The sequence below is a fragment of the Methanobrevibacter sp. genome, from assembly GCF_017410345.1.
Classification (GTDB): Archaea; Methanobacteriota; Methanobacteria; order Methanobacteriales; family Methanobacteriaceae; genus Methanobrevibacter.
The window spans coordinates 1-17305 of record NZ_JAFQQZ010000006.1; the positions used below are offsets into that span (position 1 = coordinate 1).

Annotated in this window: 12 protein-coding genes; 3 read left to right on the forward strand and 9 right to left on the reverse strand. The window is 33.9% G+C overall.

Features of this window, described 5'->3' with window-relative positions; all coding sequences use genetic code 11:
- Positions 1-23 precede the first annotated feature (23 nt).
- The 7 genes from IJE13_RS00615 to IJE13_RS00645 all read right to left on the reverse strand — a co-directional run bounded on the left by IJE13_RS00615 (position 24) and on the right by IJE13_RS00645 (position 10029).
- Positions 24-1922, reverse strand: coding sequence for a YhgE/Pip domain-containing protein (locus IJE13_RS00615; RefSeq protein WP_292775834.1), 1899 nt, complete (start codon positions 1920-1922; stop codon positions 24-26).
- Positions 1923-2152: 230 nt separating this feature from the next.
- The gene (locus tag IJE13_RS00620; RefSeq protein WP_292775836.1) at positions 2153-2497 is read right to left on the reverse strand and encodes a nascent polypeptide-associated complex protein; all 345 of its coding nucleotides are present in this window, start codon (positions 2495-2497) and stop codon (positions 2153-2155) included.
- 103 nt (positions 2498-2600) lie between these two features.
- On the reverse strand, positions 2601-4601 hold the full coding sequence (tgtA, locus tag IJE13_RS00625; RefSeq protein WP_292775838.1) for a tRNA guanosine(15) transglycosylase TgtA: 2001 nt from the start codon (positions 4599-4601) through the stop codon (positions 2601-2603).
- 213 nt (positions 4602-4814) lie between these two features.
- Positions 4815-5342, reverse strand: coding sequence for a flavodoxin domain-containing protein (locus IJE13_RS00630; RefSeq protein WP_292775840.1), 528 nt, complete (start codon positions 5340-5342; stop codon positions 4815-4817).
- A 5-nt stretch (positions 5343-5347) separates the two neighbouring features.
- Positions 5348-6589: an MnmC family methyltransferase gene (locus tag IJE13_RS00635; RefSeq protein WP_292775842.1), complete on the reverse strand. Its 1242-nt coding sequence runs from the start codon at positions 6587-6589 to the stop codon at positions 5348-5350.
- Between the two features lie 62 nt (positions 6590-6651).
- On the reverse strand, positions 6652-8748 hold the full coding sequence (locus tag IJE13_RS00640) for a pyruvate formate lyase family protein (RefSeq protein ID WP_292775844.1): 2097 nt from the start codon (positions 8746-8748) through the stop codon (positions 6652-6654).
- Between the two features lie 252 nt (positions 8749-9000).
- Positions 9001-10029, reverse strand: coding sequence for a glycosyltransferase family 8 protein (locus IJE13_RS00645; RefSeq protein ID WP_292775846.1), 1029 nt, complete (start codon positions 10027-10029; stop codon positions 9001-9003).
- A gap of 248 nt (positions 10030-10277) precedes the next feature.
- Between IJE13_RS00645 and IJE13_RS00650 the strand changes: the two genes are divergently transcribed.
- The 3 genes from IJE13_RS00650 to IJE13_RS00660 all read left to right on the forward strand — a co-directional run bounded on the left by IJE13_RS00650 (position 10278) and on the right by IJE13_RS00660 (position 14053).
- Entirely contained in the window at positions 10278-11711 is a 1434-nt protein-coding gene (locus tag IJE13_RS00650; protein ID WP_292775849.1) for a flippase, read from the forward strand.
- 107 nt (positions 11712-11818) lie between these two features.
- On the forward strand, positions 11819-12859 hold the full coding sequence (locus IJE13_RS00655) for a glycosyltransferase family 2 protein (RefSeq protein WP_292775852.1): 1041 nt from the start codon (positions 11819-11821) through the stop codon (positions 12857-12859).
- Positions 12860-12988: 129 nt separating this feature from the next.
- On the forward strand, positions 12989-14053 hold the full coding sequence (locus tag IJE13_RS00660) for an acyltransferase family protein (RefSeq protein WP_292775854.1): 1065 nt from the start codon (positions 12989-12991) through the stop codon (positions 14051-14053).
- A 150-nt stretch (positions 14054-14203) separates the two neighbouring features.
- Here the strand turns inward: IJE13_RS00660 and glmS are convergent, their stop codons facing one another.
- Positions 14204-15988 carry a glutamine--fructose-6-phosphate transaminase (isomerizing) gene (glmS, locus tag IJE13_RS00665; RefSeq protein ID WP_292775857.1) on the reverse strand — a complete coding sequence of 595 codons (1785 nt, stop codon included), beginning with the start codon at positions 15986-15988 and terminating at the stop codon, positions 14204-14206.
- 382 nt (positions 15989-16370) lie between these two features.
- Positions 16371-17081: a hypothetical protein gene (locus IJE13_RS00670; protein ID WP_292775860.1), complete on the reverse strand. Its 711-nt coding sequence runs from the start codon at positions 17079-17081 to the stop codon at positions 16371-16373.
- Between the last annotated feature and the right edge of the window lie 224 nt (positions 17082-17305).

Sequence of the window (17305 nt, forward strand, 5' to 3'; positions counted from 1 at the left end):
AAAAATAAATAAAAATGACTTAATTAGAACAAGTCAGTTTCATTTAATTTTTCCTCAAACCAATGGGCCCTTTTATCTGCATACATCTTAACGATCAATGCTAGAACCAATGTAATCAAAGCCATAGCTATTAAAATCAAGAATGAATGAGTGTAATTGGACCATATCAATCCCAATGCAGTCTCTCTAAGCAAAGTGATTCCATGGGTCATCGGCATATATGGGCTGACTGTTTGAAGTATCGGTCCCATCAATTGAATAGGATAGATACCACCAGTACCTGAAATTTGGAATACAAGCCAGATCACTGCCAATCCTTTTCCAATATGTCCCAATGCAGATACCAATGAATAGACAATCAGCATAAATATCAATGCTATGAAATATGCCGAAAGTACAAACATCAATGGATTGGCCATTTTAATTCCCAATATGAATGCTCCAATGAGGGTTACAGTGGTTTCCAAAACGGCCATGACAAGGAATATCAACAATTTACCGAAATACATCTCTGATGGAGTGTATTTGGTTCCTGTGGACTGGCCAGTTCTAAGCATGACACAGGTAATTATTGCCCCTACCCACATGGATAAGACTATATAAAATGGAGAAATCTCTGAACCGTAATCAGGGACAGGATATAATTCATTTTCCTCCAATGTAACAGGAGAATAAATGTAATCCCCAATCTTATCCTCATCCACACCGGTTATGCTGGAAAGTGAACTTGCCGCACCAGCAAGACCGCTGGAAGCCTGAAGCAATGCAGAAGAGGCGCCATTTGCAAGCATTGTAGAACCTGCAGCCAAGCTTACAGACCCGTCAGCCAATTGACTGCTTCCATCGGCTAACTTGGAACCTCCATCTGCCAATTGAGAAGCGCCATCAGCAACACCAGAAGCACCATTGGCCAAATCTACAGAACTGTTAGCTAATTTTGAAGAGCCCTGTGCAAGATTGCTTGAAGCTCCTGCCAAGTCAGAACTTGCATTTGCCAATTCTTTTGAACCATGGACAACAGGCCTGATCTGTTCAGGCAAGGTACTTTCATCAACAGCCTGATCCAATTGTTTTGCAGAGTTTTGCACTTGAGCAGAACCTGCAGATATCTGATCTGCTGATGAGGAAACTTGTGATGATCCGGCTTTCACTTGAGAAGCACCAGCAGAAACTTGGCTAGCACCAGATTCCACTTGAGAGGCTCCCTTTTCCAAATCATTCGCACCTGATTTCACTTGAGAAGCACCAGACTTGACCTGTGAAGCTCCAGATTGAACCTTGGAAGCCCCTGCACTCAATTGCCCGGCACCGGAAGACATTTGGCTTGCACCAGAGGCAAGTGAAGATTGCAAATCCCCCAATTTTTCATATGCCGCAACATTGATGAACTGGACAATCTTCGCATTGACCTTATTGTAAACTGCCCTTGCTGCAGAGTCACTTAATTTTGAAGCCATCGGATTGGATTTTCTATTTACAATATATTCCAATTCTGCTGAATGAGGGTCATCGGAAGTGATGGACTTGATGTTGCTGCTGAAGTTCTTAGGAATGATTATTCCAGCATAATACGTTCCATTCTTAACCCCCTCCCGCAGTTCATCCTCACTTACAAATGTCCAATAAAAATCATCATTTCTCTTTAACTCATCTTCCAATTGGTCCCCTACATTGATGTCCTCGCCATCAAAGGACGCACCCTTATCAAGATTGGCCACTGCAAACTCAAGGTTTCCGGTATTGTCATAAGGGTCCCAACAGGCCTGAATGTTTATAAGAGCATATAAAGAAGGCAATATTATAATAGCAAGCAATGTTAATACAACAATGGGATTGGAAGTGAATACCTCCTTAAAATCCTTTTTAAGAAGTTGAGCCACATTAGCTAAGTTAATGTTTCTTCCTAATCTAAATTCTCTCATAATAAACCTCACAATTTCATAAAAAGTCTATATTAAACGTAATGAAAAAAATCTGTATAATCCGTTTTAAAAATAAATTCTGAATAATCTATTAAGATTTTATGTATTTATTACTATATAAATTTAATAATTAAAATAGTTAATTAAAAAAAAGTAAAAAATGATTTCAAAAAGATAATTAAAAACTAATGAAAAGTTAAAAAATAAATAAAAAGAAGAAATGGAAAAATTTATCCATTTAATTTTAAAATAGCTTCAGCCAAGTCTCCGCCTGTTTCCCTTAAAGCCTCTTCAGCAGCTTCAAGGCTTACCCCAGCAGTGTTGGCAACCATTTCAATGTCTTCATCAGGAATTTCAATCTCTTTCTCAACTTCAACTGCAGTTCCAGTGACCTGATAGGTTTCCTGACCCATAATGGTCATTAAGCTTACATCTGCAGGAGAAATGATCAAATCCTTATCTTCACAGCGAATAATAACTTCCTGGACACCTTCGATTTCCTTCATGTCCATACCCATTTTTTTCATTTGTCTTTGCATGTTTTTCATTTGTTTTGGGTTCATACCAGGTATCATAATATTTCCTCATTGAATTTGTTTTAAGATAATTTCATAACTAATAATTATTCTATAAATTAAAATATATAAAATTTAATAATGATTTAAAAATGAAAAGGAATTATTTCTTAAATCCTTTTCTTGTCTTTATTGCCTGACCTGTCTTGAAGTCAAGCATTTCCTTATGGTTCAAAAGAGCCTTTCCAAATGCCAATAGCTCACCGTCCTCGTTTACAATCAGGACCTCATCATTTGACCTGATGTTCTCATCACAATCTATGATGAATTTGGCAAATACGCTCTTTCCTTCACGGGCAAATGACTCGACACTGTTGTCAATCATGACCTTGTTTCTCATTCCATCTAATGCTGCCAATCTCTTTGCACCTAATTTGGATAAGATCAGGAAACTGTCTGATGCTCTCATATTTACAATATTTTGATTCCTGTCAAAGATATGTCTTATCTTACCGGTTTTCTTACTCTTCTCTATTTTTATCTTGCCGGCAAACAATGCATCTCCAGCACCTGCGCCAAACTGATAATCTGCAATGGCCTTGAGCTTTTTGATATCATCCTTATCATATTTGATGTCTTCAGGATGAGCATACTCTTCAATATAGTCAAGCTCAAGCTCATCCAAGACTTTAGGATGGATTATTACATTTTCATAATTTTCAGCAAAATCAATCAGGAAATCTCTTGTGAATTCATCAGCTATCTTGTCATGAATCCTTGGAGCATCACTTTGGCTTAATGGATAGACCTCATCCAATTCAAGCGGAATTAGACAGAATGGAATGTCCAAGACCATAAAGTCTGTATCCTTGTTGTCAATATTGCAAGGCTCATCTTCACCTTTGGACTCATCCTTTGCATAAACGAAGAACTCCCTGAAGCTGCTTGCAAGATATTTGCTGTAAGGCTTTCTATAAGCCGGAAGGACTACAAGATTCTTTTTCTTGTCCATTTCATTCAGCTTGTTCAGATGTCTTGTGACCTCTGCCCTTTTCAATGATTCGGGACCTGTGTAGAAAAATGCAGACTTTTTGCTTCTAGGATCGAATTTCTCCAAATCTTCGCTATACTCACCTAAATGCCTCAATGCATCAAGGAGCATAGGGTGGGCTCTGCAACGTTCCTCAACAAGCTCCATAAGACTTCCTTCGGAAATGGCCTGGCGGATGAGCCTAAGCTCTGCAAAGCTTACATGAAGGTTATGTTGAGCGATTAGTTTGGTTCTCTCTTCCTTGTCCATTGCCCTTAAGTCATCTGGAGTGTATTTGCAACAGACTTCACAGGAACAAGGCATCTCTGTCATGTTTTCAAGCTTCAATGTGCCTCTTGTAGTGAGGAACCTGTCTCCTTCAGCGTATAGGATATAAGCTGCAGAATCGAATAGGTCACAGCCCATAGCAACGCAAAGGGCAAAAATCATAGGATGTCCGGCACCCATTAGGTGACGTGCCTTTGAATCAGGAAGACATTTGACTGAATGCATAACTGCATCCACAAGGTCTCTGTAATGATACATTTCCATAAGAGGAACAACTGCACCAATCGGATACAAGTCCGCATCAAGCTTTGTAAGCTCAGTTGCACAGTATTCCCTTAAGTCAGGATAGGTTGACCCCTGAACCACAGAGTTTATCTTCATTTCATAATCATTATCCTTAACGAAACTGATAGCCTCTTTAGCACGTTCTATGGTGATTTCCAAATCCTCTTCAGCCTTTTCCCTATCAACATAAGGTCCGGTTGGAATATCAAGGGAGGTTCCAATATCGGTTCCAATGGCTTCCTGAAACTCGATGACTTCCTTGTTTCCAATTTCCACATCACCATAGACAGACAATTGGAATGAACCTGAATCGGTCATAATCGGACCGTCAAAGTTAATTAGCTCATGCAATCCAACATCCAATGCCTTCTTGCTTAACTCTTCGTCCTTATAAATCAAATAAGCGTTTGTAATTACAATGTCTGCACCATAATCCTTAACATTGATTGTCTGTTTTCTAGGATGGATAACAGGCATCAGGTTTGGAGTCTTGACCTCCCCATGATTTGTCTTCAAGACACCTACTCTTCCTCTCATATCTTTTGCTTTAATTTCAAACATAAAATTCTTTCCTTGCTAAATAATAATAAAAAGTAAATTTAATAAATCTTTAAAATTGGTAAATATGATAAAATCTTTTAAAAATATAAAAAAATAGATTTATATATCTTATATTAACTTATTAGTTTAAAAAGTTTTTTAATGAAAGAATGATAAAAGGAGTAAATTCCATTGAATTTCATCAATAATAGGATTCAAGGAATCAAAAATCTTTTATTCAATTTCATCAATAATTGGATTCAAGGAATCGAAATCCACATAGCTGACATTCTTTCCATATGTTTCAATTACTGTCTTTATCTCTGCAGTCTTTTCCTCTTCCTTCATTCCCTTTACTTTCCTATGGATAAATGCCATCATTGTCTTGTGCTTTAGGTTAAGATTGGAATAGTCTATTGCTCCCCTTAGGAAATGGACCCTTGCCTTGTTATAAATGCAGCCATGGACCTGTTCCTTTATACCATTCATTATTCCTTCCCTATTCTCCTTATCATCTGGATCCGCCAATCCTACAGTTCCAACGACAAGTTTCTTATCCTGAACCTTCCTGATCTTATTCAAGGTCTTCTTCAGCCCCATTACGCTTCCGGCGTATAAAGGTCCAAGATAGACTATTGTATCATACTGATTTATGTCTGTAACATCAGTGTATTCCATCGCTTCAATGCCTGTTCTTTTAGACAGCTCATCAGCATATTGCTTTGTTGTTCCATATTGTGAAGCATAAATTATTATTTTCATGATATTCATTCCCCATTTTCCTTAAATGGAATGTCCCTTTTATTCTTAATCTCATCCAAACGTCTCATCATTTCCAGAACACGTGTTCGGGTATTGTTGTCCTCCAAATATTCATCTTGATAATCATTCTCAGGCTCTACAATATACAATGCCTCTTCAGATAGGACTCCTGGAATGTTCATCTTAGCCAAGTTCCTTTCAACTCTTCTCTTAAGTGGCTCGTCATCCATCTCTTGGCCTAAGAATATTGGAGTCTTTACAGCAGAGGATATCTTTGTGTAATGGCGTGCTTTATGCCTTTCCTCTGTCCTGTTATCCAATATCTCCTCAGATGACAAATTAAGGTTTGGGTCTCTGAATGGAATTCCAACATCGGATAGTGCCATTTTTATCTCATCATTTTTAGGCAATGACTTGGTTAGATTTCTTGGTGAAGGTGAAGCCAAAGTTCCCCCTTGGAAACGGCCGAATATCGGACCTAAGGATACATAGAAATCCGCCTCAATAAAGCCCATCCTTACAGGAGCAGATGAAGTATATGTGCAGACAATCCCGTTATCCTTAATCACCCTTCGAAACTCCTTGAAAAATTCCACACTTACCAGTTCAGGAGACATATTCTGACTGAAAGGATCTAAAAATATTGCATCGTAAGAATTTTTCTCTAGCTTTTGAATGACTTGCCTTGCATCATCTATATGAATTTTCAACCCTATATTTTCTGGAATAATAGTTTCTTCCAGCTCCAATGAAGCATAGTCGCAATCTATTAAAGATTCCTCAATGGCTTTTTTGGTAATGTCATGAGCCTTGATTGGAGAAGGAACCATGAGACCTGCAGCAAGGGTTGGCTTGGATATTTCAAGCATGTCTATATGCAGATTGGTGCTCCCATCAGTGTTTTTCATGAAGTCATCAATGGCTGCAGATGAGTTGTATCCCAATCCTGCACAGATATCCAAAATTGCAATGTCTTCATTATAATTAAGCTTTAATGGCTTTATGAACTTTTCAAACGATTCGCTGATTGCACCTGTTGAAGTGTGCAATGTCTCCACCTTATTATTGATTTCCTTAGATTTGATGCTGTATGATCCGTCATCTGTCTTGACAAAGTATTCCTTATGATCTGTAAAAATGGAATTTCTATACTTGGCATCCCTGTATTCCCTTTCATTATCGAATGCCTCATTGATCAAATCATAAATGGTTTCGTCAATTACAGTAGATTCTTCAACATAATTCATTTAATCACTTGAAATAGTTTTAAAAATAAAAATAAAAATTTAAAAAGTTTTAAAAAATGCCATTATAACTTGCCTTCATTTTTTAAAGCTCTGTTTATAAGTAAGTCTTGGTATTCCTCTGGCAAATCATTAAAGTATGAACTAAATCCAGAAACACTAACAATTAATTTAGGATGTGATTCTGGAACTTCTTTTGCCTCAATTAAAGTCTTGCTGCTAACTACATTAATTTGCATTTGGAAAAATCCGGATTTGATGCTGGAATAAATAAAGTCTGTGAATTCATCCGAATGGCCTTTAATAAAATCTGGTGAAAGCATCAAGTCCACCACATTTCCATTAATATTAGCCCCACTATAATCTAATTTTGATGCAAATCTCACTATTCCAGTAAAATCCTTATCAGAATCCAAAGAGATTTGTGGAGATAGAGGCTCCCCCTCTTTTCTTCCATCAAATGAAGCTGATGTTTCAGCACCAGCAATAATAAAATCAGAAGAACTTAATCCAAATTTGACTTTACCATCAAATCCATTTGCATAATCCTTAAAACAATCATCTAAGTAATTTGTTATTTCATTGGCCAAATCGATTATTTCATTGTTATCCATACCAAAATGAGGAGTAACAGCTTTTAATTCACCAAATACATCTTGATACTTGTCTTTTTTAAAGTTATTCTTTCTCATTTTATTTAATTCGTTCAATGAATATTTCTTATCATCGAATACAAGCTTTTTAATGTTGTATAAACTGTTTACAGTATTCGCAAGGCCAACGGCAGTGATTCCATAATTATAATACTTGGCTCCCCCTTTGGATATGTCCAATTGCTTGTCATTGCAATCGTCTATAAGCAATGAAAGCAATGGATCTTCATTCCATTCAATTTCATCCAAAGTTTGGATTAAATCTTCAACATCTTTTTTAAGATAATATTTATAGGAATTCAATAGCTCATCGAAATTATCAAGCATATCCAATACTTGAGAGGTTTCAGTATCTAAAAACTCATTTAAAGGTTTTAAAAAGGATATACAAGCAATATCATTCTGTTCCAATCCTTTTCCAACCACTGAAGGCCCCCAAGAATTGGAAATCACATAATCATTTGCATCTTCCTTATCATAGCCAAAATCAACCATACGGCCAATTATGACTTCATCATTTGAAAATAACGGGCTTCCTATTCCAGTTTCAATGGTTTCTAAAGAGAGCTCCATTAAATCGCGAGGAGTTTCATTGCTCACTCTAAGAACTAATTTAGGATCTGGAATCTGCAATTCCTTGATTGCTCTAATGAACATATAAGTCAAGTCATTATAGAAGTAATACTCCCCGTATTCATCATCATATTTTCCGCCAAGAGTGATTACCTGACCGGTATCCCCCATTAAATCTGAACTTTTATACCAGTAATAAAGGTTGAGAGTCTTCAAAAACAATTTTATTAAATCATATGCTTCATCTTGACTGATGAATCCATTATTCAAATCGTCAAAATAGTAATCCTCAAGAGTTTTATCCAATCTCCCTAAACCATTTAAGCCATGGCCTGTTTGCCATAACAACTGGTTATAAAATAAGATTCTTTGCAATGCCTCTTCAAAATGCTCTGCAGGCCTGTCAATCATATTCTCAAAGTAACGGGCAAATTTAGCCCTTTCCTTATGATTGGATTTCCTTAATTTCTTCACTATTGTATAAATGAGCAGTTCTATCCCATCGAGCATATCCAATTGATTCTTATTGAAATCTGAACTTAAGTCACGCGCAAACCCACGACCTGCTTTAGGATGGAAATAGATTTCATTGTAGTCATAGATTGAACCGTTTAGAACCTTTGAATAATCTGCTGTAATGCCTTCAATTAGTTTCCCATCAAAGTTTAAGTTTTTCAACGGATCCAAAAAGTATACAAAACCGGACTTGGGGATGAATATGTCCACTTTCCTGAAAAGGTTTTTCATTTGAAGACCTTTATTGAATTTAGAGCTGGAAATATAAAAATTATGCATATTTGAAGCTAAATATGAACCTGCTTTTTCCTTGCTTTTGAATTTTCTATTCAATTTGCTTATGGTAGAAGCATATATAACTGGTCTTGAATTATTAGATTGACGACCACCTAAACCTCTAATATTATCAAATAAGCCCATAATTTAACTCCTGTACTTAATTAAAAAAAAAGTAAGCATGATTTAAATTTTTAAAGTTAATTTAAAAATCCCAGATATTATAATATTAGTAATTCATTAATAATATATTTATCATAAAAATCAGAAATTTCCACAAAAAATTTTTAAAGATAAAGAATAATTAAATTTTTTAAAGAAAGAATAATCTAAATTATTTAGAAAAAGAAATTATAAAAAAGTGATTTAATATATTATTATCCTAAAAAAACTATTTCACATAGATTTACACTGATTTTCCACCCTCTTATTAGCTATTTTAACTGCAACGCCCATAGGAATGAATTTTAAAAGAATTGAGAGAACTTTAGATTTATAAAATTTATAAAAAAGAACATCTTTTATAGGTAATTTTTTTACATTTATTTGACCTTTAAATGGAGTTTTATTAACATATTCATAATAAATCTTATGAAATGGTTGTTCCTTATTAAACCAAGGCCTATTCAAATCCCCACCTGAAAAATGGACAAAAACTGGATTTTCTTGAGCATCCTCAACTGTTTTTTTATCATAATAATCAGTCAATCCCCCTAATTTAATCAGTTTCTCATATTCAATTCCATGAAAAATACTAATTAAATTGTATTTTGGATGGAGATACAAAATATGGTCCTTACATACCCCATTGATAATTCCCTGATCATGAAAAATAAACTTATCATGTGTTTTTGTTTGAAAATCCAAGAATTTTTCTTCAATATTAACTTCTCTCCATTTTTTAAGATTTATTAATAGGAAACCGGCATTTACATATCCTTTGGAGGATTCCATCCCAATATTTGTTTTAACTATATCAATGCTCAATAAATCTTCAACAGCACCAATATAAAATTCATCTAAGTTAAACCCCCATAATTCCTTAAAAGAACCAAATATTAAAGAATCTGCATCTAAATAAAGCAACTTATCAATATCTTTCAGAATAGATGATGCAAATAACCTATTATAAGTAGTAATTGAAGTTATTCCCTCTTTTTCCATTAAATCTAATTTATTCTCAAATTTTGATTGAATATCTGAAACTTTAATAAAAATCAAATCTTGATTAAATTGATTTGAAATCTGATTAAGCTTTTCTTTATTGGATTTATCAATATTATCATCAAATATAAAAATGTTAATCTTTTCAAATTCATCATGATTATATTTCAAAAAAGAATAAAGGGAAACCCCCAGATAAGGGCAAAAATCATCATTTGATGAAAATAAAACATTCAATATTTCACTAGAATCTACTTTCATTTTTCTCAACTTATATAAAATATTATAAAAAATTTCTTTGCTAAACAAACCTATAAAAATTTATTATTAATATTATTATTATCTTTTTAATAATATTTAAAATTTTTAAATCATATGTCATAATTTTCAACTATTAGAAAATATTCAAAAAATAATCTCTATTAATTAATTATTTATATTAATTAACATAAATTAATATTATATAAATTGAACAAAATTTAAGAATGTTTTTAATTATTGATGATACTATGAATCAAATCAAATCCATTTTTGCAAACACAAGTTGGTTAACCATTTCACAGACCATCACTAGTTTCTGTGCATTCTTATGGACCATCATTATAGCAAGATATCTTGGGGTGTCCGATTATGGGGTAGTCTCATTCGCTATTTCATTCACTGCCTTAAGTGTCATATTCATGGATTTGGGAATGAGCACATATGCAACCCGTGAAATTTCAAAGCATAAGGACTTATTGCATAAATATGTCAACAACATTTTCTATTTTAAGATTATTTTAGCAATCATATTATTCTTCATAAGCCTTTTTATACTGTATTTAATGAATTACCCAACCACAACAATACTAGTAACAATGATATTCACTGTGGAAATTTCAATAATGTCCATGACAGTATTCTTAAATGGGGTATTCCAAGCTTTTGAAAAGGTCAAATACCAGGCAATAGGAGGCATATTGAATAGCGGCCTTTTATTGGTCTTCATTTTAATAACCATTGGATTTGATTTTGGAGTCATTTCAATAGCTATAGCCTATACAATAGCATATGCATTCTATTTTGCATATATGCTCTTCAATTACGTAAGAAGATTCGGTTTCCCAAAGTTTGAGCTTGACAGCGAATTCATAAAATCAAGTTTGGTGAATTCCCTACCTTTCGGCTTAACCAATTTCTTTTATACCATTTACTTCTCAATAGATATTGTCATGCTATCCTATTTAACTGGAGATTTTGCTACTGGACTATACAAGTCTGCATATAACATAATCACAGTCTTTACAACCTTTTTTGTAGTATATCAGAGTGTAGTTTTCCCGGTTATGAGCAAATTTTTCGAAGAATCCCAAGATTTAATCAAAGTAAGCTATGAACTGTCCATAAAATATCTTCTTATGATCATTATTCCTATTAGTGTAGGAGTATACTTCTATGCCAGTCCGATTGTAGATATAATCTACAGCCATCAATACTCCCTTTCATATACGACAGTGCAGATATTGATTTGGACCGTAAGCTTCCTGTTCATAAATGGGGCGGGATCAATATTGCTTAATGCTATAGATAAGGAACGCACCGTAACAAAAATTTACATTTTAGCTGCAATATTTAATGTTTGCCTTAATTTAATAATGATTCCTATGCTTTCATATGAAGGTGCTGCAATAGCTACAGTTCTAAGTGAAATATTTATAACAGTTTTAATCCTTCACCCTATTCTTAAAACATCCTACAAACCGGATTATAGGATATTGATTAACATTGGAAAGTTAGTAATCTGTGGAATTATATTATTAATTGCATTTAATCTAATAAATACATCAATCTGGTTAGCCATTCCAATTGGACTGGTAATATACATCATATCCTTATTATTAACAAGATCAATTGATAATCAGGATCGGATAATCATAAAGGAGATCCTATCAAAACAAACATAAAAATAGACAAACCCATTAAAGAAACCAAATAAAAAAATGGAAACTAAAATAATGGAAACTGATGAGATAAAATAAAAATTAATTGTTTAGTAAATATTGGTGGTAATTTGAATCCTAAAATATCTGTAATCCTTCCCACATACAATGCTGAGAAATATCTTATGAATGCATTTAATTCTGTATTAAATCAAACTTTCGGATATGAAAATATTGAAATAGTCATAATTGATGATAATTCAAACGACAATACCAAGGATATCTTAAAAGAACTTTCTCAAAAATATGATAACATTAAAATAATGCTTATGGAAGAAAATAGTGGTTCTCCATCTAAAGGAAGGAATATTGGAATAAGGGAATCCACATCAGAATATATAATGTTTCTAGATCAAGATGATTTTTACAAAGAGGACATATGTGAAAAGTTATATAATGCGGCAAAAGAATATGATGCAGATATTGTTAACTGTAGAATATATTTATCCAAAGAGGGGACAAATATAAAAGAAAGAAATATTCTAGATAAAAAAGAAGAAGTTATGGAGTTAAATTCCATTGATGAGGACCCATCATTATTGATTTCCACAAGCATTTGGAATAAAATTTTTAAAAAGTCTTTTCTTTTGGAAAATGATATTAATTTTGCAGTTAATGAATTATATGAAGACACTTATTTCAATGTTCAGGCTTTTATAAAGGCTTCAAAAATTATCTCATTAAATGATTATTACGGCTTTTATTATAATATAAGAGAAAGTGAAGATGACAAATCCACATCAAAGACATTCAGCAAAGAGAATCTTACAAAGATGTATAAAGGCTTTAAGAATATCTTTAACACCTTGGAAAAAAATGGAAAAACTTTTCCTGAATTTGAAAGCCAAACATTAATGGGCTTGACAAAATGGATCCTATTAAGCGATTGCGAAAAGGAATATAAATTGAAGATTTTTAAAGAACTTGAAGAATATTATAAAAAATACAATTTATTCTTAAGGCTTGAAAATGTTTCCTTAATAAAAAATATCCTAATGAATGTCTTTATGAAATTCATTGGCTTTAATGAGATTTGCTTTAAATTGGTTCTAAAGCTCTTTGATTTTAAATTCCTTAGGAAAAAACTTCAAAGTTTTCATTATACAAATTAAAGAAATATCCAATTAAAAAAGAAGGAAATATAAATAAATGATTAGAAACCCAAATCAAAAATCTTTATTAATCAAACTAAAAATATATAATCTTGTGAATAAAACTTAATTTAATTGAGTGCTGGTAAAATGAGTATTAGTCCCAATCGCATAATGTATCTTGATGAAGTCCGTTCACTTGCTATAATCTTAGTGGTTATTGGACATGTATCCAGACTGTTCTCATACGATTTTTACAGTTGGCTCTTTTGCAGTGGAGTGTTCTCACTTACACGTATAGGGGTTCCCCTCTTCTTTACAGTAAGCGGTTCCCTTCTTCTTACAAGAAAGTATGAAGTCAAGAAGTTTTTGGAAAAAAGATTCAAGCGTGTGTTCCTGCCATTCCTATTCTGGATTATCGTGTACATTATCGTAGGGATACTTGTCTGGCATTATACACCTACACTGACTTATTTTATGGATACTGCCTTTGGTGTGCAGGACTATTCAAGGCCTTTCTGGTTTATATGGTCATTGATTGGAGTCTATCTTCTCATTCCAGTTGTAGGCAGCTTCATTCGTGAAGAGGGAATGAAAGGAGCCGAATATCTAATACTCATAACAATAATTCTTTCAATACTTTATACAATCGGCTTTTTCGATTATCCTCAAATGAAATACAACTTCAGAGTCATCTTCAATTTCTTCCCAGTTCTTGGATACTTCATTATGGGATCCTATATCCACAACAGGAAATTCAATATTTCAGACAAGAAGATGTTTGCAATCGGATGCCTGCTATTCATAATCGGAATAATCGGACACTTTACAAAAATATATCTGAAGGGACTTGGTGGATATGCCTTGACTCCAATAGATTTCTTTGACATCTTTGTAATCCTTGAAACCATAGGGCTCTTCATAGCATTCAAGTATGCAAGCGTTGAATGGATTAGGGAAGGCGCAAAAATGATTAGGGAAAGAAAATTAGGAGAGGTTATTGTCTTGTTCTCCTCATGCAGTTTTGGAATCTACTTCTCACATTATATCCTCATGCAACTCATCATGTATAAGGGATTTTTGGCACCAATCGTAAACACAAATGCATATTTCTGGCTGCCTGCAAGTTCAATCATAATAATAGGATTAAGCTGGCTATTGATTTTTACAATGAGTAAGATTCCTCTTCTTAAAGTTGGAAGCGGAAGAAAATAATCTCATTAATTCTTTTTTTAAAAATAGATCAAAATGGCAAAAAATTAAAAATAGACTATTATATAAAAAATAAAAAAAAGTAACTCCTCCCAATAAGTGGAAAGAGTTTTGGTCAATGTTCTACAGACTGAAGTCCGTGAAGCTTTGGGGTTATTCCACAGTCACACACTTGGCCAAGTTCTTAGGCTTATCCGGATCCAGTTTCCTTATAACAGATACATGATAGCTTAATAACTGTAGCGGAACTATATAGACAAGCGGAGCCAAGATATCATCAACTTCAGGATTGATCAGGAACACATTGTCAGACTCATCAATCAAATCCTTGTCTCCAATTGCACCAATACCTAAAATATCGGCACCTCTTGCCTTAACTTCCTGCAGATTGCTCATGATCTTCTTGTAGTCCTCTCCTGGAGGTGCAACCACCACAACAGGAATGTGCTCATCAATCAATGCGATAGGACCATGCTTAAGCTCACCTGCCGCATATCCTTCAGCATGAATATATGAAATTTCCTTCAATTTCAAAGCTCCCTCCAATGCAATTGGGTATGAGAATCCTCTTCCAATGAAGAATGCATCCTTATCCCTCTTGTATAAATGGGAGATTTCACGGATAATTCCTTGTTTTTTAAGAACCTCATCAATGTAATCTGGAACTTTCTCCAATCTTTTAAGCAAGCCCTCATCATCTGCAAGCAATGCAGAGAATAGGTAAATGGCTATCAATTGACTTACATAGGTCTTGGTAGCTGCAACACCAATTTCAGGTCCTGCCTGAGTTTGGATTACATAATCTGCTCTTCTTGTAGCAGAGCTTCCTCTGACATTTACAATGGCTAAGGTTTTAGATACCTTCTTTGCAGCATCCAATGCCTTCAAGGTGTCTGCAGTTTCACCTGATTGGGAAATGAAAATCACAAGGGTTTGATCATTCAATGCCTTGGCAGAATACTTGAACTCGGAAGCGAGCAAGACCTCGGTAGGAATTCCCACCAATGATTCAATCAGATACTTTCCAGTAAGGGAAGCATGGTAAGATGTTCCGCATGCAACAAAAACGACTCTGTTTATTGTTCCTTTAACTTCATCAACAATAGCTTTAATCTTATCCTTTTCTGCTAAGGTATTCCTGATTGCCACATCCTGCTCATTGATTTCCTTGATCATGAAGTGGTCATATCCTTCCTTTTCAGCCATTTCAGGAGACCAATCCAATACGTCAATCTCCTTTTCAATCACCTTGTCATTGGCACCCTTGAATGTAACACCATCTTCAGTAAGTATTACAATCTCACCTTTCTCAAGGTATGAGATATTGTTTGTGTATTTCAAGATAGCGGGAGAGTCTGATGCGACAAAGTATTCCTCCTCACCGATTCCAACAATCAAAGGACTGTCCTTACGGGTTGCCACTACCTTATTCGGCTCATCGGAGCAAATGGCTGCAAGAGCATAAGCACCTTCAATTACACCTATGACCTTACGAACCGCCTTTTCCAAATCCAATCCCTCTTTCATGAACTTATCAAGCAAGTGTGGAATTACTTCTGTGTCTGTATCGGATTTGAATTCATATCCTTCAGAGATCAGATCTTCCTTAATGGCCAAATAGTTTTCAATGATACCATTGTGAACTACAGCAATGGTTCCGGCGGAATTCAAGTGTGGGTGTGAGTTTTCCTTGCTTGGGTCTCCATGGGTTGCCCATCTTACATGGGCAATTCCGTAAGTGCCTGGCATATCTGCAAAGTTCAATTTTGAATCGACTTCCTCAATCTTGCCGGCATCCTTCTTAAGATTGATCCTCCCTTCACAAGCGGTGGCCAAACCGATAGAGTCATAACCCCTATATTCCAACTTGGAGATTGAATCCAATAGGATTGGAGCCACCTTATCATTTTTCAATACACAACCAACAATTCCACACATATTATCACCGAATAAAGCAATAAATTAAATCATTTGATTATCATAAAAAAAATCTAATTTAAAAGCAAATAGCATTTTTTCCTATTTCAATAATTATAAATCTATTATAGTTTATTTTATTTAAACTTTTATAAAATTCAATATAATATTATATTTATCTTAATTGGATTAATTAAATATTTCTAAAAATAATGAATCTAAAAGAAAAATTATCAAAAAGATTTGAAAGAATATTAAAAAGAATTTGAAAGAAAAATTATAAAAAAAATAGCTGTCTAATAAATTAAAAAAAGAATAATTAATCTGATTAAGTATCAAAATTGGAAGAAAAGATAGGCTAAAAAGAAGAAAAAGAATCATAAAAAACAATATTAATCAAGGCTTATTGTAACTTCTTGGCATTTTCCTCAACCAATCTTGTAGCCTCTTCATTCAGTTCAATCCATTCCCATCCATTGGCCAAAACCTTTGATTTGAGTCTGCTGATGTCAACTGAACTGACAAAGTTGAGCTTATTCTTCTCCTTAAATGAATAGGCCCATGTATACCCTTGCTTTGTATTGGTCTTACGCTTGGTTACCCTGAAGAAGCCTGTCTTGTTGGATCTTTCCAAAGAGGACTCATCATATGTTTCCTTATATTTCAGGACCAATTGGCTTGCTTCCTCGGTGAATTCCATCCAATCCAAACCTTTCTCCAAGACGATGACCTTCAATTTATATAGGTTTACAGAAACAATCCTTCTCAGCTTGCTGTTTTCATAATATTGATATGACCAATAGTCGTTTCCATTTCTCTTATTTTGAACAAAGCTAACTCTATAAATCCCAGAAGTGCTCTTGTACCTTGAAAAGTCAAGCTTATTCTTTCCCCTTATCTTTTCATATTGGCGGACCTTGATCTCCTCATCACTCAAGAATTGATGAAGGGCATTGCTGACATAGATTTTGCTTCTGCCTATGTCTTCAGCAATCTCCATCATTGTCTTTCCGGAATCATATGAAGACAATATATAATCAGCCAATTCCTGTTTAGAAAGAGAATCCTTAGAATGAGAGCTAGTTAAGCTTTTATTCCTAGAATCATTACTCATAAAACAATCCCTAATATTTTTAAATTCACAAAAAGAAAAATCCCCATTTTTCTTATTTATCTATTAGGTTAATATGATATATATTATTTTCTTAAATTTTACCAGGTTAAATGATTTTACTAAAATGAAATTATTATTTTAAATGAATGACTTAATGAAATAACTAAAATTAAATTATTTTTTAAATGAATGACTTAATGAATAACTAAAATTAAATTATTTTT

Bases quoted from the DNA above. Each gene is read 5' to 3' on its own strand.
- IJE13_RS00615 (WP_292775834.1), bottom strand. From the start codon at position 1,922: ATGAGAGAATTTAGATTAGGAAGAAACATTAACTTAGCTAATGTGGCT.
- IJE13_RS00620 (WP_292775836.1), bottom strand. From the start codon at position 2,497: ATGATACCTGGTATGAACCCAAAACAAATGAAAAACATGCAAAGACAA.
- tgtA (WP_292775838.1), bottom strand. From the start codon at position 4,601: ATGTTTGAAATTAAAGCAAAAGATATGAGAGGAAGAGTAGGTGTCTTG.
- IJE13_RS00630 (WP_292775840.1), bottom strand. From the start codon at position 5,342: ATGAAAATAATAATTTATGCTTCACAATATGGAACAACAAAGCAATAT.
- IJE13_RS00635 (WP_292775842.1), bottom strand. From the start codon at position 6,589: ATGAATTATGTTGAAGAATCTACTGTAATTGACGAAACCATTTATGAT.
- IJE13_RS00640 (WP_292775844.1), bottom strand. From the start codon at position 8,748: ATGGGCTTATTTGATAATATTAGAGGTTTAGGTGGTCGTCAATCTAAT.
- IJE13_RS00645 (WP_292775846.1), bottom strand. From the start codon at position 10,029: ATGAAAGTAGATTCTAGTGAAATATTGAATGTTTTATTTTCATCAAAT.
- IJE13_RS00650 (WP_292775849.1), top strand. From the start codon at position 10,278: ATGAATCAAATCAAATCCATTTTTGCAAACACAAGTTGGTTAACCATT.
- IJE13_RS00660 (WP_292775854.1), top strand. From the start codon at position 12,989: ATGAGTATTAGTCCCAATCGCATAATGTATCTTGATGAAGTCCGTTCA.
- glmS (WP_292775857.1), bottom strand. From the start codon at position 15,988: ATGTGTGGAATTGTTGGTTGTGTATTGAAAAATGATAAGGTGGCTCCA.
- IJE13_RS00670 (WP_292775860.1), bottom strand. From the start codon at position 17,081: ATGAGTAATGATTCTAGGAATAAAAGCTTAACTAGCTCTCATTCTAAG.